This window comes from Arthrobacter sp. Soil761 (assembly GCF_001428325.1).
GTDB lineage: Bacteria > Actinomycetota > Actinomycetes > Actinomycetales > Micrococcaceae > Arthrobacter.
Genome location: NZ_LMSF01000029.1, coordinates 404,821 through 429,590 on the forward strand (window position 1 = coordinate 404,821; position 24,770 = coordinate 429,590).

At 68.0% G+C, this 24,770-nt stretch carries 22 protein-coding genes and 1 pseudogene; 14 read left to right on the forward strand and 9 right to left on the reverse strand.

Annotated features, from left to right (window positions below; translation table 11 throughout):
- Positions 1-43 precede the first annotated feature (43 nt).
- The 7 genes and pseudogenes from ASG79_RS18280 to ASG79_RS18310 all read left to right on the forward strand — a co-directional run bounded on the left by ASG79_RS18280 (position 44) and on the right by ASG79_RS18310 (position 7,778).
- Positions 44-1,210: an RtcB family protein gene (locus ASG79_RS18280; protein WP_056393002.1), complete on the forward strand. Its 1,167-nt coding sequence runs from the start codon at positions 44-46 to the stop codon at positions 1,208-1,210.
- Between the two features lie 130 nt (positions 1,211-1,340).
- On the forward strand, positions 1,341-2,471 hold the full coding sequence (locus ASG79_RS18285) for an ABC transporter substrate-binding protein (RefSeq protein ID WP_018769007.1): 1,131 nt from the start codon (positions 1,341-1,343) through the stop codon (positions 2,469-2,471).
- A gap of 28 nt (positions 2,472-2,499) precedes the next feature.
- A complete protein-coding gene (locus ASG79_RS18290) occupies positions 2,500-3,225 on the forward strand; it encodes an ABC transporter ATP-binding protein (protein ID WP_056393004.1) in 726 nt (241 codons plus the stop codon).
- On the forward strand, positions 3,215-4,171 hold the full coding sequence (locus ASG79_RS18295; protein WP_018769009.1) for an ABC transporter permease: 957 nt from the start codon (positions 3,215-3,217) through the stop codon (positions 4,169-4,171). Before ASG79_RS18290 ends, ASG79_RS18295 begins: the two co-directional genes overlap by 11 nt.
- A gap of 249 nt (positions 4,172-4,420) precedes the next feature.
- Positions 4,421-4,877, forward strand: a pseudogene (locus ASG79_RS18300) (SRPBCC family protein).
- Positions 4,878-4,951: 74 nt separating this feature from the next.
- Positions 4,952-6,214, forward strand: a complete 1,263-nt coding sequence (gene cobA, locus ASG79_RS18305; protein ID WP_018769011.1) for a uroporphyrinogen-III C-methyltransferase — start codon at positions 4,952-4,954, stop codon at positions 6,212-6,214.
- Between the two features lie 97 nt (positions 6,215-6,311).
- A complete protein-coding gene (locus tag ASG79_RS18310; RefSeq protein WP_056393006.1) occupies positions 6,312-7,778 on the forward strand; it encodes an FAD-dependent oxidoreductase in 1,467 nt (488 codons plus the stop codon).
- Positions 7,779-7,850: 72 nt separating this feature from the next.
- Here ASG79_RS18310 and ASG79_RS18315 read toward each other — a convergent pair whose 3' ends face one another.
- The 4 genes from ASG79_RS18315 to ASG79_RS18330 are packed head-to-tail and all read right to left on the reverse strand — an operon-like array spanning position 7,851 to position 10,259.
- Positions 7,851-8,300 (reverse strand): SRPBCC family protein, encoded by a 450-nt coding sequence (locus ASG79_RS18315; protein WP_056393008.1) that lies wholly within the window; start codon positions 8,298-8,300, stop codon positions 7,851-7,853.
- A 20-nt stretch (positions 8,301-8,320) separates the two neighbouring features.
- Positions 8,321-9,109, reverse strand: coding sequence for a hypothetical protein (locus tag ASG79_RS18320; protein ID WP_056393009.1), 789 nt, complete (start codon positions 9,107-9,109; stop codon positions 8,321-8,323).
- Positions 9,110-9,137: 28 nt separating this feature from the next.
- Positions 9,138-9,965 (reverse strand): DUF1206 domain-containing protein, encoded by an 828-nt coding sequence (locus ASG79_RS18325; RefSeq protein WP_056393012.1) that lies wholly within the window; start codon positions 9,963-9,965, stop codon positions 9,138-9,140.
- 3 nt (positions 9,966-9,968) lie between these two features.
- Entirely contained in the window at positions 9,969-10,259 is a 291-nt protein-coding gene (locus ASG79_RS18330) for a hypothetical protein (protein WP_026265726.1), read from the reverse strand.
- 160 nt (positions 10,260-10,419) lie between these two features.
- On the opposite strand from ASG79_RS18330, the gene ASG79_RS18335 reads away from it, so the two are divergent.
- A complete protein-coding gene (locus tag ASG79_RS18335; RefSeq protein WP_056393014.1) occupies positions 10,420-10,959 on the forward strand; it encodes a hypothetical protein in 540 nt (179 codons plus the stop codon).
- Between the two features lie 89 nt (positions 10,960-11,048).
- Here the strand turns inward: ASG79_RS18335 and ASG79_RS18340 are convergent, their stop codons facing one another.
- The 3 genes from ASG79_RS18340 to ASG79_RS18350 all read right to left on the reverse strand — a co-directional run bounded on the left by ASG79_RS18340 (position 11,049) and on the right by ASG79_RS18350 (position 14,444).
- Complete coding sequence (locus tag ASG79_RS18340) at positions 11,049-12,311, reverse strand: AI-2E family transporter (protein WP_056393015.1); 1,263 nt, start codon at positions 12,309-12,311, stop codon at positions 11,049-11,051.
- Between the two features lie 146 nt (positions 12,312-12,457).
- Complete coding sequence (locus ASG79_RS18345; protein WP_018769018.1) at positions 12,458-13,138, reverse strand: FadR/GntR family transcriptional regulator; 681 nt, start codon at positions 13,136-13,138, stop codon at positions 12,458-12,460.
- 4 nt (positions 13,139-13,142) lie between these two features.
- A complete protein-coding gene (locus ASG79_RS18350) occupies positions 13,143-14,444 on the reverse strand; it encodes an MFS transporter (protein ID WP_056393020.1) in 1,302 nt (433 codons plus the stop codon).
- A gap of 136 nt (positions 14,445-14,580) precedes the next feature.
- Here ASG79_RS18350 and ASG79_RS18355 point away from each other — a divergent pair, with 136 nt between their 5' ends.
- Positions 14,581-16,176, forward strand: a complete 1,596-nt coding sequence (locus ASG79_RS18355; protein WP_056393021.1) for a CYTH and CHAD domain-containing protein — start codon at positions 14,581-14,583, stop codon at positions 16,174-16,176.
- A 43-nt stretch (positions 16,177-16,219) separates the two neighbouring features.
- Here the strand turns inward: ASG79_RS18355 and ASG79_RS18360 are convergent, their stop codons facing one another.
- On the reverse strand, positions 16,220-17,656 hold the full coding sequence (locus tag ASG79_RS18360) for a PucR family transcriptional regulator (protein WP_056393023.1): 1,437 nt from the start codon (positions 17,654-17,656) through the stop codon (positions 16,220-16,222).
- A gap of 168 nt (positions 17,657-17,824) precedes the next feature.
- Between ASG79_RS18360 and ASG79_RS18365 the strand changes: the two genes are divergently transcribed.
- Together ASG79_RS18365 and gabT are read left to right on the forward strand one after the other, a co-directional pair.
- Positions 17,825-19,255 carry an aminobutyraldehyde dehydrogenase gene (locus ASG79_RS18365; RefSeq protein WP_056393178.1) on the forward strand — a complete coding sequence of 477 codons (1,431 nt, stop codon included), beginning with the start codon at positions 17,825-17,827 and terminating at the stop codon, positions 19,253-19,255.
- A gap of 37 nt (positions 19,256-19,292) precedes the next feature.
- Positions 19,293-20,663 carry a 4-aminobutyrate--2-oxoglutarate transaminase gene (gabT, locus tag ASG79_RS18370; protein WP_018769023.1) on the forward strand — a complete coding sequence of 457 codons (1,371 nt, stop codon included), beginning with the start codon at positions 19,293-19,295 and terminating at the stop codon, positions 20,661-20,663.
- Positions 20,664-20,741: 78 nt separating this feature from the next.
- Here the strand turns inward: gabT and rarD are convergent, their stop codons facing one another.
- The gene (gene rarD, locus ASG79_RS18375; protein WP_082581818.1) at positions 20,742-21,746 is read right to left on the reverse strand and encodes an EamA family transporter RarD; all 1,005 of its coding nucleotides are present in this window, start codon (positions 21,744-21,746) and stop codon (positions 20,742-20,744) included.
- Positions 21,747-21,865: 119 nt separating this feature from the next.
- On the opposite strand from rarD, the gene ASG79_RS18380 reads away from it, so the two are divergent.
- The 3 genes from ASG79_RS18380 to ASG79_RS18390 all read left to right on the forward strand — a co-directional run bounded on the left by ASG79_RS18380 (position 21,866) and on the right by ASG79_RS18390 (position 24,722).
- Complete coding sequence (locus ASG79_RS18380; RefSeq protein WP_056393027.1) at positions 21,866-22,861, forward strand: DNA topoisomerase IB; 996 nt, start codon at positions 21,866-21,868, stop codon at positions 22,859-22,861.
- 75 nt (positions 22,862-22,936) lie between these two features.
- Entirely contained in the window at positions 22,937-24,364 is a 1,428-nt protein-coding gene (locus ASG79_RS18385; RefSeq protein ID WP_056393029.1) for an FAD-dependent oxidoreductase, read from the forward strand.
- A 43-nt stretch (positions 24,365-24,407) separates the two neighbouring features.
- The gene (locus ASG79_RS18390) at positions 24,408-24,722 is read left to right on the forward strand and encodes a DUF4304 domain-containing protein (RefSeq protein WP_056393031.1); all 315 of its coding nucleotides are present in this window, start codon (positions 24,408-24,410) and stop codon (positions 24,720-24,722) included.
- The last annotated feature ends 48 nt before the right edge of the window (positions 24,723-24,770 follow it).

The following is a 24,770-nucleotide window of genomic DNA, read 5'->3' on the forward strand; positions in this document are numbered from 1 at the left end:
CGCGGTTTTGCCGTCTCGTAAGGTTGTCAGAGGAGGCGAAAGCATGGAGACCATCAGCCCGAAGCTCCTCAACTGGGCGTCCATCCTGGATGACAAGACCCGCGAGCAGGCAGTGATGACCGCGGCCCTGCCGTTCATCTACCTGCACCTGGCGCTGATGCCGGATGCGCACCTGGGCATGGGCGCCACCGTGGGCTCCGTCATCCCCACGCTGCGCGCCATCATTCCGGCCGCGGTTGGCGTGGACATCGGCTGCGGCATGATCGCGGTCCGCACCCAGTACTCCGTGAAGGACCTGCCCAAGGACCGCAAGCGCCTCCGGGAGGACATCGAGCGGGTCATCCCCTTATCGGCAGGGCATAACAACAGGCAGGTCCTTCCCACGGCGCAGCCGCGGATCGCGGAGCTGAAGCAGCGGGCCGCGAAGGCCGGTTTCAACCCTGCCCAGTACGTTCCCAAGTGGGAGCTGCAGCTGGGGTCCCTGGGCTCGGGGAACCACTTCATCGAGGTGTCCGCAGATGAGGACGACGGCGTGTGGCTCTTCCTGCATTCGGGCTCGCGGGGCATCGGCAACAGGATCGCCCAGCACCACATCGGCGTCGCCCGGCATATCAGCCGCAAGAACCAGATATACCTGCCGCACCCGGACCTCGCGTACCTGGACGAGGGAACCCCGCAGTTCGAGCGGTACATCGCCGAACTGCGCTGGGCCCAGCACTTCGCCCTGCTGAACCGGGAGGAGATGATGGACCGCGTAAGAACCCAGTTCAGCCACTGGGTGGGCGGGCCGGTCCGGGAACGCGAGCGGATCAACTGCCACCACAACTTCACCGAGCTGGAGACGCATTACGGCAAGTCCGTGTGGGTGTCCCGCAAGGGCGCCATCAAAGCCGCCCCCGGAGATCCCGGACTTATCCCCGGGTCCATGGGGACGGCGTCGTATGTTGTGGTGGGCCGTGGCAACCCGGCGTCGCTGAACTCCTCACCGCACGGGGCGGGGCGTGAGTACTCCCGGAACGCTGCCCGGAAGGCCTTCACGCTGGAGGAGCTGAAGCGGGCCATGCGGGGCATCGAGTTCCGCGCCTCGGAGGCCTTCATTGACGAAATCCCGGCCGCGTACAAGCCGATCGACCAGGTCATGCAGGATGCCGCGGACCTGGTCACGGTGCGGCACAAGCTGCGGCAGCTGGTCAACGTCAAAGGCAACTGAATCTGCGAAACAGGGCAGGAGTGCGGCCAAATGTGACGCTAGATGAACGTGCGTGACCCCCCGTTTCCGCGTCGTTGAACGGGTTTGGGCCACTCCCTATGGTGAAACAATGACTAGTTCCAAGCCCGGGATGACCCGCATCGTGGCAGGCGAAAGCGCGGTTCCCACGCGCAGGCGCGCCGTCGAGGCTGCCTTGGCCATCGGGCTGGTCCTGCTGATCGCCGTCGGCGCCATCGTGGCCTCGAACATTTCCCGCAACAGCGAGGCGCAGGCCGCCGAGCCCACCCCGGCCGCGGAACTGAAGCTGGGCTACTTCGGCAACGTCACCCACGCCGCGGCCCTGGTGGGCATCAAAAAGGGGTTCCTCGCGCACGCCCTGGGCAGCACCAGGCTCAGCACCGAAACCTTCAACGCCGGCCCGGCAGCCATCGAGGCCCTGAATGCCGGTGCCATCGACGCCGCCTACATCGGCCCCAATCCGGCCATCAACTCGTTCGCCAAGAGCCAGGGCCAGTCCGTGCGGGTGATTGCGGGCGCCGCGGCGGGCGGTGCACAGCTGGTGGTCAGGCCCGGGATCAACTCCGCCGCCGACCTCAAGGGCAAGACGCTCGCGTCCCCGCAGCTCGGCGGCACGCAGGACGTGGCCCTCCGGGCCTGGCTCAGCAAGCAGGGCTACAAGACCAACGTGGACGGCAGCGGCGATGTCGCCATCAACCCCACAGACAACGCCCAGTCCCTCAAGCTGTTCCAGGACGGAAAGCTCGACGGCGCGTGGCTGCCTGAGCCGTGGGCCTCACGATTGGTGCTCCAGGCCGGCGCCCAGGTGCTGGTGGACGAAAAGGACCTGTGGGACGGAACCGGCACCGGCAAGCCGGGCGAGTTCCCCACCACCATCCTGATCGTGAACCAGAAGTTCGCCGCGGACCACCCGGACACGGTCAAGGCGCTGCTGAAGGGGAACGCGGAATCGGTAGCGTGGCTCAATTCGGCGCCGGCCGGCCAGAAGGCGGAGCTCATCAACTCCGCCCTGCAGGAAACCGCCGGGGCAGCACTGCCGGGAGATGTCCTTACCAGGTCGCTGGCCAACATCACCTTCACCCTGGACCCCCTGGCCGGCAGCTACTCCAAGCTCCTCCAGGACGGCGTGGAGGCCGGCACCACCAAGAAGGCCGACATCAACGGCCTCTTCGACCTCCGTGCCCTCAACCAGGTCACCGGCGGTACCGACAAGATTTCTGCGGCCGGACTCGGCCAGGACTGACCCACCCCCACTACCTAAGGACGGCACCATGCCAGTCGTACTGGAACACCTGGGCAAGCGCTTCGGCGACGGCGCCCCGGTACTGGACGACGTCAACGCCAACATCAAGCAGGGCGAGTTCGTTGCCCTCCTTGGTGCCTCCGGCTGCGGCAAATCCACCCTCCTGAACATCATCGCGGGACTCGAAGCGCCGACGTCGGGCGCCCTGGAAGTACCTAGCGACGGCGCCGCCTTCATGTTCCAGGACGCCGCCCTCTTCCCGTGGCTCACCGCCCGGGAAAACATCGAGCTGGCCCTCAAGCTCCGCGGGGTGGGCAAGGCCGAGCGCAAGGCCAAGGCCCAGGAGCTCCTGGAACTGGTGCACCTGGGGACGGCGGGGGACAAGCGCCCGCACGAGCTCTCCGGCGGCATGCGGCAGCGCGTCTCGCTGGCACGTTCGCTGGCCCAGGACCGGCAGCTGCTGCTCATGGACGAGCCGTTCGCCGCGCTGGACGCAATCACCCGCGACCTGCTGCACGACGAGCTGGAACGCATCTGGAAGGAAACCGGGCGCACCATCGTCTTCGTCACCCACAACGTCCGCGAGGCCGTCCGGCTGGGCCAGCGCGTCCTGCTGCTGTCCTCGCGCCCCGGCCGCGTGGTCCAGGAATGGGCCGTCACCGAGGAACACCGAACCGACGCCGGGCTCGCCGGCCAGCTGACCGGGGTCATCACCGCCCGGCTGCGGGAGGAGATTCGCCGCCATGCCAAGTAAGTCCCTGTCCGGCTCCGCGCCGGTGGTTGAGCCCGACGAAACCAAAACGCGCGAGCCAGTCCATGCCGCCCTGACCCGGACGTCCACCGGCAACGAGGACCTCCGGGAGCTGGAATCCGGCCTTGACTCGCTGCAGTCCGACGCCGACCGCAAACACCGGATCGACTGGAGCCGCATCCTCCTGCCCGTAGCCGCGCTGCTGGTGCTGGTGCTGGTCTGGCAGTTCTACGTGTCCCTGGGCGTTAAACGGCGCGACCTGGTTCCCGGGCCGCTGGACGTCCTTGGCCAGCTGGGCGTTCTCTGGGGCGACGGCAAGTTCCAGGAATCAGTCTGGACGTCGCTGCAGCGCGGCGTGGTGGGCTTCCTGATTTCGGTGGCCATCGCCACGCCGGTCGGCCTGCTGCTGGCCCAGGTGGCACCGTTGCGGCGCGCGTTTGGACCGCTCATTTCGGGACTGCAGGTCCTGCCCTCCGTGGCGTGGGTCCCCGCGGCCATTATCTGGTTCGGCCTTACCGACGCCACCGTGTACTTCGTGGTGTTCATGGGCGCCATCCCGTCCATCATCAACGGGCTCATCTCCGGCGTGGACCAGATCCCGCCGCAGTACCGCCGGGTGGGCACGGTGCTTGGCGCGTCCCGGCTGCAGATGGCCCTGCAGATTGTCCTCCCGGCCGCGCTGCCGGGCTACCTGGGCGGCCTCAAACAGGGCTGGGCCTTCTCCTGGCGCTCCCTCATGGCCGCGGAGATCATCGCTGTGGGCGGCACCATCGGCTTCGGCCTGGGGTCGCTGCTGGACCAGGGCCGGACCCTGTCCGATATGGGCGTGGTCATGGCCGCCATCCTGCTGATCCTCGCGGTCGGCATCCTGATTGAGCTTCTGGTGTTCGGCCCCATCGAGAAGCGGCTCCTGCGCCGCCGCGGCCTGCTGGCCGGCAGCACCCGCTAAGTCAGCCCGCACCCAGGCACCTTGAGAGCCCGACGGCGAGTCCCGCCGTCGGGCTCTCTGCTGTCCTGTGCCCTGACTGTCCTGTGCCCTGACTGTCCTGCGCCCTGACTGTCCTGTGCCCTGACCTGACGGAACCGGGGCACTTTGACACGGACACGCCGGGTTTCAGGGCCGGTTCGACGCCGGAACGCGCCAAAGTGCCCCGCGACCGCCGGCGCCCACCAGGACGGGCCGTGGCAGACTGGCGCCATGACCGCCAGCTTCGAGTGCCGCACCGCGTCCCCGCTCCCCGTGGAGCAGCTCTTCGACCGGGCGCGCAGCATTGACATCCACTTGGAGTCGCAGCGGACAGCGGGCGAGCGGGCGGTGGGAGGGGTGACAACCGGGCTTATCGGGGAAGGCCAGGAAGTAACGTGGCGAGCCAGGCACCTCGGCATACCGCTCACCATGACCAGCCGCATTACCGCCTTCGATTACCCGCGCAGTTTTTACCGACGAACAGGTCAAGGGCCCCTTCAAGGCCTTCCGGCACGTCCACGAATTCGCGCCTACTGCCACGGGAAGCCTGATGGTTGACCGGGTGGAGTTCACCGCCCCGCTGGGGGTCCTGGGCCGCGCCGTCGAGCGCCTGTTCCTGGCCCGGTACCTGGAGCGCCTCATCGTCCGCAGGGGCAGGTTCCTCGCCGCTGCGGCTAAACGTTTGTGACGCAGCATTACCTTACGTGAACTGGTGTTGCTCGGCCTTTGTGGGCGAATGTGACGCGGACCTACCGTTGATTCATGGCAATTCAGGACATTTACCCCACGGCGCTGCGGCTGCTCGGCCGCCCGGTGCTGGTGGTGGGCGGCGGCCCCGTTGCCGCCCGCCGCGCCAAGGGGCTGCTCGACGCAGGGGCCGTGGTCACCGTCGTGGCTCCGGTTGCCTCGCCCGCGCTGCTGGAGATGGCCGGCGCCGGCCTGCTCACCTGGGAAGCGCGGCCCTACCTTTCCAGCGACGTCGACGGCGTGTGGTTCGTCCAGACCGCCACCGGCGATTCCGCCGTGGACGCCCAGGTGTCGGCCGACGCCGAGGCACAGCGCGTTTGGTGCGTCAACGCCTCCAACCATGAAGCTTCCGCCGCCTGGACTCCCGCCGTTGCGGAGGTGGACGACGTCAAGATCGCCATCAACGCCGGCGGCGACCCGCGGCGGGCCATGGCCGTGCGCGATGCCGTGGCCACCGCCCTCGAAACCGGCGACCTGCCGCTGCGCCGCCGCCGCGCACACCAGGGATCCGTCGCGCTGGTTGGCGGCGGTCCCGGCGATACGGGCCTCATCACGGTCCGCGGCCGCCGTCTCCTGGGCCAGGCCGACGTCGTGGTCGCCGACCGTCTGGGCCCCCGCGGACTGCTCAACGAACTCGCCCCGGACGTCCGGATCATCGAAGTCGGCAAGACCCCCGGCCACCACCCCGTTCCGCAGGCTGGGATCAACCGGATCCTCGTCGAGGAAGCCCTCAAGGGACACCGCGTTGTCCGGCTCAAGGGCGGGGACCCCTACGTGCTGGGCCGCGGCGGCGAGGAAGCCGAATACTGCCGCCAGCACGGCGTCGAGGTTGAAGTGGTCTCCGGCGTCACCTCGGCAATCTCCGTTCCCGCAGCAGCCGGCATTCCCGTCACCCACCGCGGCCTGGCCAAGGGCTTCAGCGTGGTCACCGGCCACGAGGAACTCTCCGAGGTACCCGCCCGTCCGGACCACACGATCGTCCTGCTCATGGGCGTCGGCCAGCTGCGCGAATCCGCGTCCGCGCTGGGCGAAGCCGGCCTGCCGCAGGACACCCCGGTTGGTATCGTGGAAAACGGCTATTTGCCGGACCAGCGCGTCACCATTGGCACGCTCGGTTCCATCGCCGACCAGGCCCAGGCGGCCGGCGTCGCAAATCCTGCCGTGATTGTCATCGGTGACGTGGTGCGCGTGAGCCCCTTCGCGCCGTCGCACTTCAAAACCGCTGACTACAGCACCACCACCCCGAACAGCCCCCGCAAGACCGTCCTCACCACCTAGCCCCACCCAACTGACTGGCAGTTGTTGTCGTTCTGAGCCGTCAAAACGACAACAAATGCGAGCCAGTTGGGCCGGAACGAAGAAAAGGAACACAGCCGTGTCATCCAGCACCACCGTAGGAACTGCTGCGCGTCCGCTGCGCGTCGCCGTCGTGGGCTCCGGCCCGGCCGGCGTCTACGCCGCTGACATCCTCACCAAGAGCGAAGCCGTCAAAAGCGGCGAGCTGACCGTCAGCATCGACCTCTTTGACCGCTACCCGGCACCCTACGGCCTCATCCGCTACGGCGTGGCCCCGGACCACCCCCGCATCAAGGGCATCGTGAACGCCCTGCACAAGGTGCTGGACCGCGGCGACATCCGCTTCTTCGGCAACGTGGACTACGGCACGGACCTCACCATTGAGGACCTCCGGACCCATTACGACGCCGTCATCTTCGCCACCGGCGCCATCAAGGACGCGGACCTGAACATCCCCGGCATCGAGCTGGAGGGCTCGTTCGGCGGCGCCGACTTCGTCTCCTGGTACGACGGCCACCCCGATGTCCCGCGCGAATGGCCGCTCGAGGCCAAGGAAATCGCGGTGATCGGCAACGGCAACGTGGCCCTGGACGTGGCCCGTGTTTTGTCCAAGCATGCCGACGACCTCCTCACCACCGAGATCCCGGACAACGTCTACGCCGGTCTGAAGGCTTCCCCGGTCACCGACGTGCACGTCTTCGGCCGCCGCGGCCCCGCCCAGGTCAAGTTCACCCCGCTGGAGCTGCGCGAGCTGTCCCACTCCAAGGACGTGGACATCATCCTGTACCCGGAGGACTTCGAGTTCGACGAGGAATCGGACCGCCAGATCCAGACCAACAACCAGACCAAGACCATGGTGGGCACGCTCACCAACTGGATTGCCGAGCAGCCCGAGGACGTCTCCGAGCTCAAGGCGTCCCGCCGCCTGCACCTGCACTTCCTGCACAGCCCGGTGGAGATCTATGACGACGCCGAGACCCCGGGCAAGGTGGCCGGCATCAAGTTTGAGCGCACCGAGCTGGACGGCACCGGCAACGCCCGCGGCACCGGCGAGTACGTGGACTACCCGGTCCAGGCCGTCTACCGCGCCATCGGCTACTTTGGTTCCGCCCTCCCGGACGTGGAGTTCGACCACAAGAAGGGCGTTGTGGTGAACGACGGCGGCCGCGTCCTGGACTCCGACGGCAACCACGTGCCGGGCATCTACGCCACCGGCTGGATCAAGCGCGGGCCGGTCGGCCTCATCGGCCACACCAAGGGCGACGCCCTGGAGACCGTCACCTACCTGCTGGAAGACCGCGAAAACCTTCCCGTCGCTTCGGCACCGAAGGAGGACGCCGTCACCGAACTCCTCGACGCACGCGGCGTGAAGTTCACCAGCTGGGAAGGCTGGCTGGCGCTGGACGCGCACGAACTCGCACTGGGTGCAGCTGCCACTGAGGCCGGGGGATCGCACGGCGTGGAGGTCAAGCGTGAGCGCATCAAGGTGGTGCCGCGCGAGGACATGGTGGACATTTCCCGCGACGGGGTGGCCGCGCAGGTCTAACGCACCGATTCAACGCAAAATCAGCCAGGAACCGCGGGGCCATTGGTCCCGCGGTTCCTGCTTTAATATGCCCTAACCCTGTTGCTTACCAGCGCCGCCAACGGCCATCAGCTCCAGGCGACGCAGGGTCTCGCGGTTCCGCGCCGAAATCAGCGGGTCCCGCAGGAATTTCGGCATCAGCTTGCCGGGGCCGCGGATGGCATCCTCGGCGATGGTCACCAGGCACTGGTCGCCCCGGTCCTCCAGCGTGATCTCCACCTTGGCCTCGCCCATCGGCCAGCCCCGCGCCACCAGTTCCAGCGAGCGGCCTGGCTCGACGGCCGCCACGCTGGTGCTGTCATCAATCACCAGCGGCCAGGCGCCCACGGAGTGGTGCAGCCGGGAACCCTGCCGGGGCCATTCGGCGTCCACGTCCCTGATCCGGGATGCGCCCACCACCCAGCCGGAATACAGCCAGCCGTCGGCGATGACCCGCCATACGTCGGCCGCGGGGGAGGTGAACAGCTGCGAGACGGTGGACATGGAGTTCCTTCCGGTTCCGGTCATGCTTTGGTGGGTGCTTCGGCGGACCCCGCCGGCGTCCGGTGTCCTTCAAATGTCCGACGGCGGGAGGTGCGGGCCCGCCGTGCGGCCCGGTAGGACGGCTTCCGCAGGCGGCGGGTCCAGGCGTACGTCCGGGCGCCCGGCGGCTGGTTCTCAAGGGGGTCGAAACGCAGCGGGATGTCCGCGGGGTCAGCACCCGCGTTCAGCCGCAGTTCACCGCACGCCCGCCACGGCCCTCCGGGTCTGGCCCAGGACAGTCCCAGCACCCATTCGCCGGAGGCCGGCGACCCCGAAGGCAGGTTCAGCGTCCGCAGTCCCAACAGCACCGGGCCCGTCCGGCCGCGGTACGGCATCAGCGTGGTCAGGGTGGCTCCCGCAATGTCCAGCCGCGGCATCAGGAGGAACCTGCCCGGCAGTCCCCAGCCGGTGGAGGCAAACAGGACGTCCGCGGGGTTGGTAGCGGAGGCAGCGGCAGGGGTCGAGGAACCGGCGGAAGCACTGGTCGGCGAAACCCGGAGCGCCAGGCCCAGGATGTCCGGCAGCGCCTGCGGCAGGCCCAGGGACCGTGAAACGCGGGCCACCACCGGGTCGGTCCCCGGGGAATCGAGCCAGTCGATGCCGCTGGGCTGTGCGGGGTTGCCGGTCCTGGTGAGCTGTCCGGCCAGGCCCAGGCCCTGGGGGTGGATGGGCCGGTCCGGCCGCGCGAGTTTGAGGAGCCGGAAGAGGGCGGCAAAGGCCTGCCCGGCACTCCCGGTGACGGTGGAAAGAACGCGCGGCTGCTGGGTCATACTTCCTTCCTACCCATAAAGCGGCGGACTACATGCGCCCGAACCGGGCCCGGATCAGCGCGAAAATCCCGTAAGCGATGAAGCCGGCGCCAATGGCCACCAGGAGTGTGGGCCCGAACGGGTGGTGCTGCAGGGCCTTGAGGCTGCCGTCCAGGCCGGTGGATTCCTCGGGCCGGTGCTTGGCCGCGGCGATCACGAACAACAGGCCCGTGAGGTCCAGCGCTATCCCTTTGGCCACATGGCCGGTGACGCCCAGGCTGTCGATAAGCCTGCCGCGCCGGGTGCCGTCGAAGTGGAACAGCTCCTCCTTGAAGCCGCGACGGATTCCCTTGACGATGAAGTAGATGCCGATGCCCAGGATGGTCAGCCCCAGCGCCACCAGGACCCACGGCCCCAGGGGGTTGGCCATCAGGCTGGCACTGAAGTCCCGGGTGTTGTCTCCCGAGTCGCTGCGCTGGCCCAGGGCGAAGCCCGCGAACGTAAGGCCCACACTGCCGTATGCGATGGCCAGGAATCCCGAGGAGACCAGCTTGGCCAGCCGTTCCTTGCGGGCCAGGCTCCGTGCGCGCAACGTCGCTTCGCTGGCCTGCCACAGGGCAAGGCCCAGGCAGGCCGCCACGCACCCCCACATGACCACGGGTCCCCACGGGTTGTCCGCGAGCTGGGCGATGGCGCCGGTGGGTTCGGCATCGCCCGGATGGCCGAGGGCGATGGCAACGGCGATGGCCCCAACGATGATGTGCAGCACCGCCATGACGGCAAATCCGGTGCGGGCCAGGATGTCCAGGGCCTTGTGGTTGGACGCCTCCTCGACAGCGTCTGCTGCCTGGCTGAGGGTGGAATCGCCGTCGGACATGGTTCAGCCGTTCATGGGCCCTTCGGCCCTCAGCTTCTCCGCGCCCGGTCCCTCCACGTGCACGGTGCAGCGGACCACCAGCTGGCCCGGGGCGTTGTCCAGTTCCACCAGGGAATCGTCCGCACTGAGGACGGTGAACACCTCGGACCCGGTGACCGCCTCCACGCCCTTGGCTTTGGCGGTTTCCCGCGCATTCCTGAGCGCCTCGCGCTGCAGGCCGTCCACGTAGCCGCCGTCACTTTCACGGGCGGGGTCCCCGAAGGCCCAGCCGAACAATGTTCCTGTTTTTCCCATGGCGACGATATTACGCGGTTGCCCCCGCCCGGGACGGGGTTTCGTAATATTAGTAAGTGTGCTTACCATGGGCGCACCATACCTCGATGGAACAGGCAAGCGAAGTCCGCTGCACAGCGGCAAAACCCGGAACCAGTTCACAACGTTAGGAACGCACATCATGGCAGGAAACCTCATTGCCCGTTCAGTTCACGACCTGACCGCGGCAGCATGGTTTGGCGGATCACTCATGGGCGCAATCGGACTCAACGGCGCGGCGGCCCAGGCCAAGGACCCCGCCGAGCGCACCCGGCTTTCCAGTGCCGGCTGGATGAAGTGGGCGCCGTTCCAGACGGCGGCTTTCGCCTCCCACCTGGTGGCGGACCTCGCCATCGCCTGGGAGAACAAGGGCCGCATCGCCAAGCAGGAGGGCGTGGCCCGCGACACCGTCATCAAGACGGCGGTCACCGTGGTGGGCGCCGCGGTGACCCTGTACTCGGGCATCCTGGGCAAGAAGGTGGAAAAGCTTGCCGGTGAAGGCGCCGAAGGCGCAACGGAGCCGCACGGCGCGGCCTCGGACGAATTGAGGACGGCCCAGCAGCAGCTCAAGCTCCTGCAGTGGGCCATCCCCGGCTTCGCAGCCCTGGTGATCATCCTCGGCGCCAAGCACGGCGAGATGCAGCGGCCCAAGAACGTCTTTGCAGGCCTCCGCGGCGAGTAGGGCGGACACGCAGTAAGAAGCTGACGACGGCGGCCCGGCACGTAAGTGCCGGGCCGCTGCCGTGTCCGGGGTGCTTGGGGCGGAGCCCACTAGACCGGTTGCGTATTGGCGGGGGGCAGGTCCGGGTTCATGTCCTTCAGGTCCGGGTCCTCGGCTGTCCACACTTGGATGATGGCCCAGGCCACCGCCGCCAGCGGCACGGACAGGACCGCGCCCACGATCCCGGCCAGGATGGTGCCGGCAGTCAATGCCATGAGGATCACCAGGGCGTGGAGCTGAAGCGACTTGCCCATGACGACCGGCTGCAGGAGGTCGCCCTCCAGCTGGTTGACCGCGACGACGACGGCCACCACAATGAGGGCCACCACCGGCCCGTTGGCAACAAGCGCCACGAGGGCGGCCAGGATGCCTGCGACCGTGGCCCCCACCAGCGGGATGAAGGCGGTAATGAAGACGATGATGGCCAGCGGAATGGCCAGCGGTACCTGCATGATCAGCAGCGCCGCACCGATGGCCACGGTATCCACCAGGGCCACGATCGCGGTGCCGCGGACGTAGCCGCCCAAAACCTCGAGCGTGCGGCGTCCGGACCGGCGCAGCTTGGCTTCACGCTGGCCGGAGAAGGGGCGGAGGAAGAAGTCCCAGATCTTGGCGCCGTCCTTGAGGAAGAAGAACAGGATGACCACCATGAGGCTGGCCCCGGCAATAAATTCGGTCACCACGGACAGCCCGGTGACCGCGCCGGAGCGGACCTGGCTGCTGGTGGCAAACTGCACCACCGCCTCCCGTGCCTGGTTGAGCTGTTCCTGCTCGATGGGGATGGGCCCCGTCAGCAGGAACTGCTCCAGCTCGTCGAGGCCGGAGGAGGCCTGCGCCGCCAGTTCGCCCCACTGGTTCCGGACGGAGAAATAGATGACGGTGGACACGCCGGCCAGGATCACCAGCAGCGCCACGAACGCCATGCCGGTGGCCAGGCCGCCCGGTATCCCGCGGCGGCGGAGCATGTTCACGAACGGGCCGATCGCTGCTGCCAGGATCAGGGCGATCAGGGCGGGGATCACCAGGAGCTTGATCTGCATCAGCGCGAAGACGGAGACGGCGACCACCAGCACAACCAGCAGAACCTGGGCTGCGCGGGTGCCTGCCCTGCCCAGGCCGTCAGACCAGAGCGCGCCCGGCGGCCTGGACCCGGAGGCCTTCCTGATGGTGCCTGGGCGCTGACCCTGGCGGGCTGCACCGCCCGGCCGCCCGGCATCGGCATGTGCCCCATCGGCAGCCGCTGCACCGTCCTGCGCCTGCCGGAGGGGCTCGTTGCCCAGCTCTTGATCACTAAGGCGTGTTGATCGCGCCATGGGTACTCCTCATCGTCCGGAGGGTGCCCTGCGCCACGGGATGCGGCGCAGGGCAGAACAACCTTCGTCAGATGGTAAGCCTACTGATGGTTTGGGGGTGCGGAAACCCCGGAGCGGGCCCTTCCCCGCAGGGTGTACCGCCGGGACTACTCGGCCAGCCACTCCGCGCAGGAGTTCAGGTTCCGGTTCACCGTGGCGACGGCAGCGTCTTCATCGCGCCGCTCGATCGCAGCGAGCAGCGTCTCGTGGCCGTCCCGCGGAAGCCCGTTGAAGCCGGGCCGGCGCTGCTGCTTGAGGAGATCCTGGTGGAACGCGGTTCCGAAGCTGGCGTAGAGCTCGTGCAGCAGCGGGTTCCCGGACGCCCGGGCGATGCCTTCGTGGAAGTGCCAGTCGGCGTCCGCCCAGGCGTCGACGTCCCCGTTGTTCCAGGCCTGGTCCCGGCTGGCGAGCAGGGCACGCAGGGCCGTGACGTCGTCGTCCGTGGCATTGCGGGCGGCCAGCCGGGCCGCCTGGGTGTCCAGGCCCAGCCGCACCTCAAGGATGTGCTGCTCGGTGTGGTCCTGGTACATCCGCTGCGCGGCGCCGGACATCTCGCTTGTGGCGCGCACATAAGTGCCGTCCCCGCGCCGGACCTCCAGCATGCCGCCGTGGGCAAGGGCCTTGACCGCTTCACGGAGGGTCCCGCGGGAGACGCCGAGCCGGGCCATGAGTTCCGGTTCGGGCGGGATGCGCTGGTTCAGGGCCCACTCGCCGGAGTGGACCATCCCGCGCAGCTTGGCCGTGACTTCGGCGGCGAGCGGCGGCCGGACTGACGGGCTCAAGGACATGGCGTTACTTCCTTCCGTCCGCAGCCCGGACCGGAGCTGCCCCTGCGGGCTTTCCGGTCATGGCGTGGCCGGTAATCAGGTGGGATACCACAATCTGTACCAGGGCCAGTGCCAGCAGCAGCACCAGCGGCAGGATCCAGCCGCCCGTGGCGCTGTGCAGCAGGCCCATGCCGAACGGGCCCACCGTGGCCAGCAGGTAACCCGACGACTGGGCCAGCGTGGACAGTGCAGTGGTTTCGGCGGTGCTGGTGCCGCTGCGGCTGATCATGACCATCACCAGCGGGAAGATGCCCAGGCCAAAGCCCAGCAGGACGGCGGGCGCGGCCGCCAGCCCCACGGGAAGGACCAGGAGCGCCAGGATTCCCACGGCCATGGTGATGCTCACCAGGTAGAACGCCGGGCGCAGCATCCGCGGGCGGGAGCCGATGGCGATCAGCACCATGCCCGCCGGAACCGAGACCAGCTGCATGAGCCCGAACATCAGTCCGCTGTCCGAGGCACTCAGGCCCATGGTGGTGAGCATGTACGGAAACCAGCTGAGCAGGGCGTACGCGAGCAGGGCCTGAAGGGCAAAGATCGCGGTGAGGAGTTGACCTTTGCGGGTCCGCAACAGCGGCCAGGGGGACACGCGCAGGCCCGAGGCCGGGGCGGCGTTGCGGTGCGCGTGCAGTGCCACGGGCAGGAACCCCAGGAAGGCGGCCACGGCAGCGATGCCCACGGCGCCCACCGCGGCGGACGGGGATCCGAGGGCTTGGGCCAGGGGTACTACCAGGACGGAGGTCAGGGTGCCGCCGGTGGTCATGGTCACGGTGTAGACGGCGGTCATGAGCGAGGTGCGGGATGCGAAGTGCTCGCGGATGAAGGACGGCATGGCCACGTTGCAGATGGCCAGTCCGGACATGCCCACCACACTGCCGGCCACGAGCATGCCGGTGGCGGGGATGCCGCGCAGCAACAGGCCGCCGGCCAGCAGGGCCAGCGACAGCAGGATGGCTTTCTCCACACCCACCTTGCCGCTGAGCCAGGACGTCGCGGCGCCGGCCACCGCGAAGCAGAGTGTGGGAATCGACGGAATGATGGCCGCCACCAACGCCCCGTAGCCCAGTACCGACTGGAGGTCGTGCAGCAGGGCTGACGCCCCGGTGATGCCCGCGCGGAGGTTCAGCCCGATCAGCACCAACGCAATGACACCGAACACGACGGCGGAGCGTGGCTTGGCAGGCGCCATGCCGGGTGCCGGCGCGGCGGGGGCTGCGGTGGGCGCCTGGATGCTTGCGGGCGGGGAAGCGGGGGGAGTGGCGGACATACCCTCCACACTAAAGGTTAGACGTTTGATGTTTGCGCTTTTGTGGCCAACCTCTCCCGGTCCGGCGCCGCTGCAATAGACTGCCAACGGACTGTCGGAGGGCCTGGCGCGGACCAGGTGGTGCGGAAGGACGGCTGTGGAGGCTTCCCGGGGACTCGAGATCGAGAAAAAATACGACGTCGACACTGGCGCCGCAGTGCCCGCATTGGAGCAGGCGGCAGGGGTGGCCCGCATGGGCAAGCCGCATACCGATCTCCTTGAAGCGGTCTACTTCGACACGCCAAAGCATTCCCTCGCCGCCCGGCGCATCACCCTCCGCCGGCGAACGGGCGGGAAGGACGCCGGGTGGCACCTGAAGCTGCCACCCCAGGCCGCCGCCGCAGCCGGGGAAGGCCCGCAGCAACGCACGGAACTGCACGCACCCCTGGGCCGCCCGGACGTGGTCCCGGACGCCCTGCTCACCCACCTGCATGCCTACCTCAGGGGTGCCGTCCCGGTGCCGGTGGTCCGACTGCACGCGCGGCGCACCACCTACCCCCTGTACGGTGACGACGGCGTGCACCTCGCCGACCTCGCCGACGACCAGGTCACCGCGGAACGGCTGCAGGATGGGGCCGCAGCCACCCGGCAGCAGTGGCGCGAGTGGGAACTGGAACTGGTTCACGGCGACCCAGGCCTCTTTGGCCCGGTGGAGGAACTGCTTGCCGCTGCCGGCGCCCGCCCCGCAGGCCACGCCTCCAAGCTGGCCCGCGCACTGGGGCCGGGCAAGGCGGCCGGAACGCGGTCCCCCGGCAGCGGGGACGCCGCCGGCCCCGCCGGCGACGAAGGCAGCCCGGCGCTGCTGGCCGGAAAGCGCGCCCCCGCAGCCGCCGTCGTCACCGTGTACGTGGGGGCGCAGATTGAGCAGATCCTTGCCACCGACGCCGCTGTCCGGGGCGAGGAGCCGGAAGCGGTCCATGCCATGCGCTCGGCAACGCGCCGGATCCGCTCGGTCCTGGGCGCCTACGGGAGGCTGTACCGGGCGTCGCCGGTGCGCAAGCTGCGGAGCGAGCTGAAGTGGCTGGGCCAGCTGCTGGGCCGGCCGCGCGACGCTGAAGTCCTGCGGGAGCAGCTCCGCGGAGAGCTGGCCGGGCTGCCGCCCGGGGACGGTGTTGCGGGAGCAACGGCAGGGCTGGAACAGCGCACGGCCGCCGATTACGACGACGCGTACCGGCTCCTGCGCGAAGCCCTGGGAACGGAGCGCTACTTCCGGCTCCTGGACAAGCTCGAGGACTTCCGGGACAACCCGCCGGTGCGGGCCGAAGCTGTGACGGCCGGCCGGCGGGCGGCGGCAAAGGCGGTGGACAAGGCCGCCAAACGGCTGCGCCGCTCACGCAAGGCTGCCAAGGGGGCACGGCGCGGCAGGGAACAGGAACTTGCCCTCCACCGTGTCCGCAAGGACGCCAAGCGGCTGCGCCACGTGGCCGAATCAGCCGCGCTGGTGCATGGCAAGCGTGCGGGCAAGGTGGCAAAGGCCGCCCGCCGGCAGCAAAAGATCCTGGGCAGGTTCCAGGACGCCGCAGTGGCCCGTGACCTGCTTGCCGGTGTCGCCGCCGACAACACCGACGCGGCCGCCGCAGGCATCTATGCCCACCTGCTCAGCCGGCAGGAAGAACGGATGCTGGCAGCCCGGGCCGGCTTCCGGAAGGCCTGGAAGAAATCCCGCGACCTGTTGGGGCACGGCGTCATCTGACCCGGCAGCAGGGCGCTGCCGGCCCCCTATTCTGCCTCCCTGCCTACCGGCCCTGGCGGGCCGACAACCGGGCCACGGCCAGGGCGAGCCACAGCTGCACCCGGTCGGCGGTGACGGCGGGGTCGTACCCCGTCAGTTCGGTGATCTGGGCCAGCCGGTAGCGGACGGTGTTGCGGTGCAGCGTGAGCTCCTCCGCCACCGCGGCCACCGAGCCGTTGTTGTTCAGGTAGCTCTCCAGCGTGGCCATCAGCTCAGAGCCGTGTGTGGCATCGAAGGACCGCAGGGGGTTCAGTGATTCGTGGGCCATATCCGCCAGCGGCACATCCTCGCTGGCCAGCAGCAGCGACGTCAGGCTGAGCCGCTCGGGTTCGTTGACGGGCAGGCCGTGGCTGGCGGCGTCCCGGGCCTCGAAGTAGCTCCAGCGCAGGCCGTTCGGCTTGGTGTACGCCCCGCCGATGCCGATCGTGGCGTGGATCCCGGCTTCGGCGAGGTGGTCGCTGAGCTTCCGTGCCAGCGCCGGCGCCGTCCCGCCGTCGTCATTGACCACCAGTACCAGGTCCTTGCCCACGACGGCGGCAACGGCCTTTTCCAGTTCCAGCGGCACCGAGGTGCTCCCCAGGGCCTTGCCATGGGCGGCCGAAACAGCGAGCAGCACCACGTTCTTGCGGGTGCTGTTCACGCCCACGCCGGCCAGGCGGCGCTGCGCCTCGCTGGTCTCCAGCGCGCCGTGGATCACGTCCTCCAGCACCTGGCCGCAGAGGGCACGCTGGGCCTGCCGCTGCTTGACCATGTTGTTCAGCTCCACGCTGATCAGGTTCTGCGCGTAGCCAATGATCCCTGTGTCCTCGAACGGCTGGCGCACCCACAGCGTGCACGCATCGCGCCGCCCGGTAGGGACGGGATAGCTGGACCAGGTCTCCGCCGACGGGCTGGCGGTGCTGCTGTTGTACAGCTGTGCCGTGAACTGCGTGAGCGCGATGTCGGTACGCAGCATGCCCCCCAGGTTCTTCAACAGCTCGGAAAGTCCGCCGCCGGTCAGCAGCGCCCGCGCCAGCACCTGGTGCCCTGCGATCAGCCGTTCCAGCTTGGCGTAGTGGTCCGCCGACTGGGCGTCCGCCACCAGCTTGGTGATGGCAATGAAGGGGGTCTCGTACGGCACCTCCACTACGGGCAGGCCCCAGCGGTTGGCCTCCGCCAGGAGGGCCGGCGGCACCGCCTCATGCGAAAGGCCCACGCCGAAACCGATGCCCACCGCGCCGGCGCGCTGCACCTGGCGGACAAAACGGCGCTGCTCAGGGGCGGAACGCAGCCGCAGGCCGGTGGTGAGGACCAGCTCGCCGCCGTTGAGGAACCGCTGGGGATCCTCCAGCTCCGTGACGGCAACCCAGTTGATGTCCTGGTTCCAGGTAGTCTCCGCCACGCCCGCCTTGGACAGCTTCAGGGAGGACACGCCCACCAGGGCAGCAAGGGAAATGGCCATGAAGCAAGGATAAACGTGAGCTGGGCAACCGCACTAAACCTCTTTGGCAAGGGTGTGCAGGTGGCTATTCACCCCGCTTGGGCGCTGGCATAGGCTCAAGGCAGTTCCATCCATCCGTCGTGGTCTCCGCCCGGCCGCCGATGGCCCTTACGAAAGAGGTTGCACACCGTGGTCCAAACCTTGCAGAACTTCATCAACGGGAAGTTCGTCACCCCCGCCGGCACCACCCTGCTGGACGTGGTCAACCCCACCAACGGCGACGTGGTGGCGCAGGCCCCCGTTTCCGTGCAGGCGGACGTCGATGCCGCCATGGCGGCTGCCAAGGACGCCTTCAGGACCTGGAAGCATGTCACCCCGGGCCAGCGCCAGCTGATGCTGCTCAAGCTCGCCGACGCCATCGAGGCCAACAGCGACGAGCTCGTCGAAGCCCAGCACCGCAACACCGGCCAGGTCCGCTCCCTGATCGCCTCCGAGGAAGTGGCTGCCGGCGCCGACCAGCTCCGCTTCTTCGCCGGCGCCGCCCGCATCATGGAAGGCAAGTCCGCGGGCGAGTACTTCGAGGGCCACACCTCCTACGTCCGCCGCGAACCCATCGGCGTAGTGGCCCAGGTGGCGCCCTGGAACTACCCGTTCCTGATGGCGATCTGGAAGATCGGCCCCGCGCTCGCGGCCGGCAACACCGTGGTCCTGAAACCGTCGGACACCACCCCCGAATCAACCCTGGTCCTGGCACGCCTGGCCGGCGGCATCTTCCCGGCCGGCGTGCTGAACGTGGTGCTCGGCACTGGCGAAACAGGCGCCATGATGGTGGAGCACAAGGTCCCCGGCCTGGTGTCCATCACCGGTTCCGTGCGCGCCGGCATCGCCGTTGCCTCCGGTGCCGCAAAGGGCCTGAAGCGTGCGCACCTGGAGCTCGGCGGCAAGGCTCCGGCCATCGTGTTCAAGGATGCCGACATCAAGAAGAGCGCCGCGGCCATCGCCGAGTTCGCCTTCTTCAACGCCGGCCAGGACTGCACCGCCATCACCCGCGTGCTGGTGGAGGAGTCCGTGCACGACGACGTCGTGGCCGCCATGGTGGAGCACACCAGGACCCTGCACACCGGCTCGCAGAACGACGAAGACAACTACTTCGGCCCCCTGAACAACGTGAACCACTTCAACGCCGTCACGTCGGTGGTGGAGAACCTGCCGGCCAACTGCCGGATCGAAACCGGCGGCCACCGCGCGGGGGAGAAGGGCTACTTCTTCGAACCCACCATCATCACCGGAGCAAAGCAGACCGACGACGTGGTGCAGAAGGAAACCTTCGGCCCGGTCATCACGGTGCAGAAGTTCAGCACCGAAGAAGAGGCAGTGGCCATGGCCAATGACGTGGACTACGCCCTGGCCTCCAGTGTCTGGACCACCAACCACGGCACCGCCATGCGGCTGAGCCGCGACCTGGACTTCGGCGCCGTCTGGATCAACACCCACATCCTGCTCACCGCCGAAATGCCGCACGGCGGCTTCAAGCAGTCCGGCTACGGCAAGGACCTCTCCATGTACGGCGTGGAGGACTACACGCGCATCAAGCACGTGATGTCCGCCCTCGACGCGTAAAACCACCCACCGCCAGGCTTCAAAGAAAGGCCTTCCCATGACCACCACCGCATCAGACATCACCTACCGCCTGGAGCAGAAGCGCAACGTCCAGGCCGACTTCCCGGGCCCCAAGTCCGTGGCACTGACCGAACGCCGCAAGTCCGTGGTGGCTGCCGGCGTCGCCTCCAGCGTCCCGGTCTACGTTGCAGACGCCGACGGCGGCATCATCCACGACGTCGACGGCAACTCCTTCATCGACCTCGGCTCGGGCATCGCCGTGACCAGCGTGGGAGCGTCCGATCCCGCCGTCGTCGGCGCCGTCAAGGAAGCGGTGGAGCACTTCACCCACACCTGCTTCATGGTCACCCCGTACGAAGGCTACGTGGCGGTCGCCGAGCAGCTGAACCGCCTCACCCCGGGCGACCACGAAAAGCGCACCGTCCTCTTCAACTCCGGCGCGGAAGCAGTGGAAAACGCCGTCAAGGTGGCCCGCCTGGCAACCGGCCGGGACGCCGTCGTCGCCTTTGACCACGCCTACCACGGCCGCACCAACCTGACCATGGCGCTGACCGCCAAGGCCATGCCGTACAAGACCAACTTCGGACCGTTCGCTCCCGAGGTCTACCGCATGCCCATGAGCTACCCGTACCGCGAGGAAAACCCCTCCATCACCGGTGCCGAGGCCGCCAAGCGTGCCATCACCATGATCGAGAAGCAGATCGGCGGCGACCAGGTGGCCGCGATCATCATCGAGCCCATCCAGGGCGAGGGCGGCTTTATCGTTCCCGCCGAGGGGTTCCTGCCCGCGCTGGCCGCCTGGGCCAAGGAAAAGGGCATCGTCTTCATCGCGGACGAGGTCCAGTCCGGCTTCTGCCGCACGGGCGAATGGTTCGCAGTGAACCACGAGGGCGTCGTCCCGGACATCATCACCATGGCCAAGGGCATCGCCGGCGGCATGCCGCTGTCCGCCATCACCGGCCGCGCCGACCTGCTGGACGCCGTCCACCCCGGCGGCCTGGGCGGCACCTACGGCGGCAACCCGGTGGCCTGCGCCGCGGCGCTGGCCTCCATCGGCTCCATGGAGGAGTACGACCTGAACGGCCGTGCCCGCCACATCGAGGAACTCGCGTTGGGCCGGCTCCGCGGCCTGCAGACTGAACTGGCCGGCTCCGGCACCGCCGTGATCGGCGACGTCCGCGGCCGCGGCGCCATGCTCGCCGTCGAACTTGTCCAGGCAGGGTCCAAGGAGCCGAACCCGGAACTGACCAAGGCTGTTGCCGCCGCCTGCCTCAAGGAAGGCGTCATCATCCTCACCTGCGGCACCTACGGCAACGTCATCCGCCTGCTGCCGCCGCTGGTCATCACCGACGAACTGCTGAACGACGGCCTGGATGTCCTCGCCGCCGCCATCAAGGCCAACGCCTAACCGGAACGACTCCCTCCGGCAACACAAAGAAGGTGGGCTCCCGGTTGGGAGCCCACCTTCTTTGTCATCGGACGCTTTCTAGGCGGCCTGGCGGAGCGCTGCCCGGCGGGCCACCGAGTTCCTGCGCGCCGTCCGCAGCATGTCCAGGGTCAGCAGGAGCAGTGCCAGCCACACCACCCCGAACCCCATCCAGCGCTCCACGGTCATGGCCTCCCGGAACACCAGCAGCGCTACCAGGAACTGCAGCACGGGGGCAAAGTACTGCAGCAGCCCGATGGTGGTCATGGGCAGCCGCCGCGCGGAGGCGCCGAAGAAGAGCAGCGGAACGGCGGTGATCACGCCGGACGCCAGCAGCAGCCAGAAGTGCCCGGGCCCCTGGGAAGTCAGCGTGGAGTTGCCGTTCGCGGCCAGGACCACCATGGCCACGGCGGCCAGCGGTGCCAGCACCATGGTCTCCACGCTGAGGCTGGTGATGGCGTCCACCCTCGACCCCACCCGGTTCTTGACGAAGCCATACAGGCCGAAGCTGAACGCCAGCGTCAGCGCAATCCACGGCAACTTCCCGTAGGAGTAGGTGAGGACGCCCACGGCCACGAAGCCCACGCCCACCGCGGCCCACTGGAGCGGACGCAGCTTTTCCTTCAGGACCAGCACGCCGAGGAGCACCGAGACCAGCGGGTTGATGAAGTAGCCCAGTGACGTTTCCACCGCCTGCCCGGTGGTCACGCCGTAGGTATAGGTCAGCCAGTTGATGGCGATCAGGAAAGCAGCCAGCGCCAGGGAACCAAATACGCGGCGGTCCTTCAGCGCGGCAGCCAGCGCACCCCACGCCCGGGTGACCGTGATCAGGAGGGCGCAGAACAGGAGCGACCACACCACGCGGTTGGCCACGATCTCGACGGCGCCGGCCGGCATCAGGATGAAGAAGTACAGCGGGAGCAGCCCCCACAAAACGTACGCGCCGATGCCGAACAGCAGTCCCGCCGTCGAATCCCCGGCGACTGCCTTGGGACCCGCGGGCACCGCATCACCTGCCGTGGAGCGTGACGTGTGGGAGGTGGCTACGGGGGTTCCTTCTGGCATGGGCACGCTCTCCATAACAGCAGCCCGCGGGCAGGTATTCCGGGAGGCAGGCGGGAAAACCCGAAAATAGTCAGTAGGCTTTCTTTCATGACATGTGCCCGTACCCCGCAGTCGGCCCCATGAGGCTCCGGCGCAGCAACGCCTCGGGCCGCGGCTACCGCAGGGTGCCGGCAGGCAAAGGCTTCAGTTACCGGGACCTGGACGGCTCCACCCTGCCGCCCGGTCCCGTCCGTGACCGGCTGGAGAGCATCGGCATCCCGCCCGCGTGGACGGACGTCTGGATTGCCCCGTTTGAGAACGGCCACATCCAGGCCACCGGGGTGGACGCGGTGGGCCGTCGCCAGTACATCTACCACCCGGAGTGGCGTGAGCGTAAGGACCGGGTGAAGTTCGACCGGTCCCTCCAGCTGGCCGAATCGCTGCCCGCGGCACGCCGCATGGTCACCATGGACCTGCGCAGCGATGGCTTCACCCGCGAGCGGGTCCTGGCGGCCGCGTTCCGGATGCTGGACAGCGGATCCCTGCGCGTCGGATCCGAACGCTACACCAATGAAAACGGCAGCCGGGGCCTGGCTACCCTGCTGTGCGCCCACGTCCAGGTCCGCAAGGACCGCATCCTGCTGCGCTTCCCGGGCAAGAGCGGCAAGGACTGGGAATCGGAGATCCGCGACCCGGACCTCGCCGTCGTGCTGCGCCTCCTCAAGCGCCGCGGGCCCAACGCCCGGCTCCTGGCCTACAAGGAGGGCAGGATCTGGCGTCCGGTCACCAGCGCGGACATCAACGCCTACGTGAAGGAGCGGACCGGATCGGACTTCACCGCCAAGGATTTCCGCACCCTTCGCGGGACGGTGGCCGCGGCGGCAAGCCTTGCCCGGACCGGCCCCCAGCGCACGGCGGCCAAACGGAAACGGGCCATCAGCCGGGCCATGCACGAGGCCGCGGAGACGCTGGGCAACACACCCTCCATCGCCCGGAAGAGCTACGTGGACCCCCGCGTCCTGGACCACTTCCATGACGGAGAAACCATCGATCCAAAGCGCCTGGACTCGGCGGAGGCCGAACTCCGGGCACTCCTGTACCGCGAAGGCAAGGTGGTGGCCCTGGCCGCCAACTAGAATGGGGGACTGTGCGCTGCATGACGCGGCGCAGTCTCATGAAACGTGAGCAGGACCAGTTCAGAAGGGCTCCCGGTGTCCAACAAGAGCGAAACCGCCAACCGTCCCCTCCGCGTCGCGATCGTCGGCGCAGGACCGGCAGGAGTCTATGCTGCGGACATCCTCACCAAGTCCAGCGGGGTGAAGGACGGCGACTTCCAGGTCAGCATCGACCTTTTCGAGGCCTATCCCGCGCCCTACGGACTGATCCGTTACGGCGTGGCCCCGGACCACCCCCGCATCAAGGGCATCGTGAACGCCCTGCACAAGGTCCTGGACCGCGGGGACATCCGGTTCCTGGGCAACGTGACCTACGGCCGGGACCTTACCCTGCACGATTTCCGGGCCTTCTATGATGCCGTGATCTTTTCCACGGGCGCCGTGAAGGACGCGGACCTGGACATTCCCGGCATCAACCTCCAGGGTTCCTTCGGCGGCGCCGACTTCGTGTCCTGGTACGACGGGCACCCCGATGTTCCCCGGGAATGGCCGCTCGAGGCCAGGGAAATCGCCGTCATCGGCAACGGCAACGTGGCCCTGGATGTGGCCCGCATGCTGGTCAAGCACCCCGAGGAGCTGCTGAGCACCGAGATTCCGGACAACGTCTACCAGGGCCTGAAGTCCTCGCCCGTCACGGACGTCCACGTTTTCGGCCGCCGCGGACCGGCCCAGGTGAAATTCACCCCGCTGGAGCTGCGCGAGCTCAGCCATATGGACGACGTGGACATCGTCCTGTATCCGGAGGACTTTGAATTCGACGATGCCTCGGATGAGGCCATCCGCAGCAACAACCAGGTCAAGACCATGGTGAACACGCTCACCAATTGGCTGGTTGAGGAGCACGCGGAGTCGGAGAGCCCCTCCTCCCGCAGGCTGCACCTGCACTTCCTGCACAGCCCCGTGGAAGTGCTCGACGACGGCACGGGCAGGGTGGGCGGCATCAAGTTTGAGCGCATGCAGCTGGACGGGACCGGCAACGCCAAGGGCACCGGGGAGTACGTCGAATACAACGTCCAGGCTGTCTACCGGGCCATCGGCTATCACGGCTCCGCCCTGGACGAACTGGAGTACGACGCCAAGCGCGGCGTCATCCCCAATGAGGGCGGACGCGTCCTGGATGCCGACGGGAACCCCGTCCCGGGCATCTACACCACGGGCTGGATCAAGCGCGGACCCGTCGGGCTCATCGGCCACACCAAGGGCGATGCGCTGGAGACCATCGGCTTCCTGCTGGAGGACCGGCCGAACCTCCCCGCTGCACAAAACCCGGATCCCCAGGCCATCATCGACTTGCTCGAGGAACGCGGCATCGAATACACCACCTGGGAAGGGTGGAACAAGCTCGACGCCCATGAGGCTGGACTCGGGGCCGCTTGGACCGGACCCGAAGGCCTGGACCACGTGGTGCGCGAACGGATCAAAGTGGTGCCGCGCGAAGACATGATCCGCATCTCCCGCGGCTGACTCCGGCCGCACTCCACCAGCAGGTGGTTACTTAGGGAGGGCCATGAGCAGGAACGTCATTCAAACCACTTTTGACGGCTTCATGAAGGGTGCGGGATTCTCGAAGCACAGCGGATCCTGGTACCGCGACACCGATGACGTGATCACTGTGGCCGAATTGCAGAAATCGCAGTATGGACTGCAGTACTACGTGAACATTGCACTGTGGCTGCGCCCTCTGGGAGAGGCGAAAACCCCCAAGGAGCAGGCCTGCCACGTTCGCACCCGCCTCTCACTGCTTGTTGGAAGCGCGGACGGGCAGCTGGAGGCGCTGGCCGTGAAGGGGCCATCTGATGGGTCGGGCGGGCCCTGGTTGTAAACCTGGCCCTGTGACCTCTGGCCGCAGAGCCGTATTCAAGTTAGTCTA

What these genes read in the sequence shown, in the direction of transcription:
- ASG79_RS18280 (WP_056393002.1), top strand. Translation starts at nt 44, where the DNA reads ATGGAGACCATCAGCCCGAAGCTCCTCAACTGGGCGTCCATCCTGGAT.
- ASG79_RS18285 (WP_018769007.1), top strand. Translation starts at nt 1,341, where the DNA reads ATGACCCGCATCGTGGCAGGCGAAAGCGCGGTTCCCACGCGCAGGCGC.
- ASG79_RS18290 (WP_056393004.1), top strand. Translation starts at nt 2,500, where the DNA reads ATGCCAGTCGTACTGGAACACCTGGGCAAGCGCTTCGGCGACGGCGCC.
- ASG79_RS18295 (WP_018769009.1), top strand. Translation starts at nt 3,215, where the DNA reads ATGCCAAGTAAGTCCCTGTCCGGCTCCGCGCCGGTGGTTGAGCCCGAC.
- cobA (WP_018769011.1), top strand. Translation starts at nt 4,952, where the DNA reads ATGGCAATTCAGGACATTTACCCCACGGCGCTGCGGCTGCTCGGCCGC.
- ASG79_RS18315 (WP_056393008.1), bottom strand. Translation starts at nt 8,300, where the DNA reads ATGTCCACCGTCTCGCAGCTGTTCACCTCCCCCGCGGCCGACGTATGG.
- ASG79_RS18320 (WP_056393009.1), bottom strand. Translation starts at nt 9,109, where the DNA reads ATGACCCAGCAGCCGCGCGTTCTTTCCACCGTCACCGGGAGTGCCGGG.
- ASG79_RS18325 (WP_056393012.1), bottom strand. Translation starts at nt 9,965, where the DNA reads ATGTCCGACGGCGATTCCACCCTCAGCCAGGCAGCAGACGCTGTCGAG.
- ASG79_RS18330 (WP_026265726.1), bottom strand. Translation starts at nt 10,259, where the DNA reads ATGGGAAAAACAGGAACATTGTTCGGCTGGGCCTTCGGGGACCCCGCC.
- ASG79_RS18335 (WP_056393014.1), top strand. Translation starts at nt 10,420, where the DNA reads ATGGCAGGAAACCTCATTGCCCGTTCAGTTCACGACCTGACCGCGGCA.
- ASG79_RS18340 (WP_056393015.1), bottom strand. Translation starts at nt 12,311, where the DNA reads ATGGCGCGATCAACACGCCTTAGTGATCAAGAGCTGGGCAACGAGCCC.
- ASG79_RS18345 (WP_018769018.1), bottom strand. Translation starts at nt 13,138, where the DNA reads ATGTCCTTGAGCCCGTCAGTCCGGCCGCCGCTCGCCGCCGAAGTCACG.
- ASG79_RS18350 (WP_056393020.1), bottom strand. Translation starts at nt 14,444, where the DNA reads ATGTCCGCCACTCCCCCCGCTTCCCCGCCCGCAAGCATCCAGGCGCCC.
- ASG79_RS18360 (WP_056393023.1), bottom strand. Translation starts at nt 17,656, where the DNA reads ATGGCCATTTCCCTTGCTGCCCTGGTGGGCGTGTCCTCCCTGAAGCTG.
- gabT (WP_018769023.1), top strand. Translation starts at nt 19,293, where the DNA reads ATGACCACCACCGCATCAGACATCACCTACCGCCTGGAGCAGAAGCGC.
- rarD (WP_082581818.1), bottom strand. Translation starts at nt 21,746, where the DNA reads ATGCCAGAAGGAACCCCCGTAGCCACCTCCCACACGTCACGCTCCACG.
- ASG79_RS18380 (WP_056393027.1), top strand. Translation starts at nt 21,866, where the DNA reads ATGAGGCTCCGGCGCAGCAACGCCTCGGGCCGCGGCTACCGCAGGGTG.
- ASG79_RS18390 (WP_056393031.1), top strand. Translation starts at nt 24,408, where the DNA reads ATGAGCAGGAACGTCATTCAAACCACTTTTGACGGCTTCATGAAGGGT.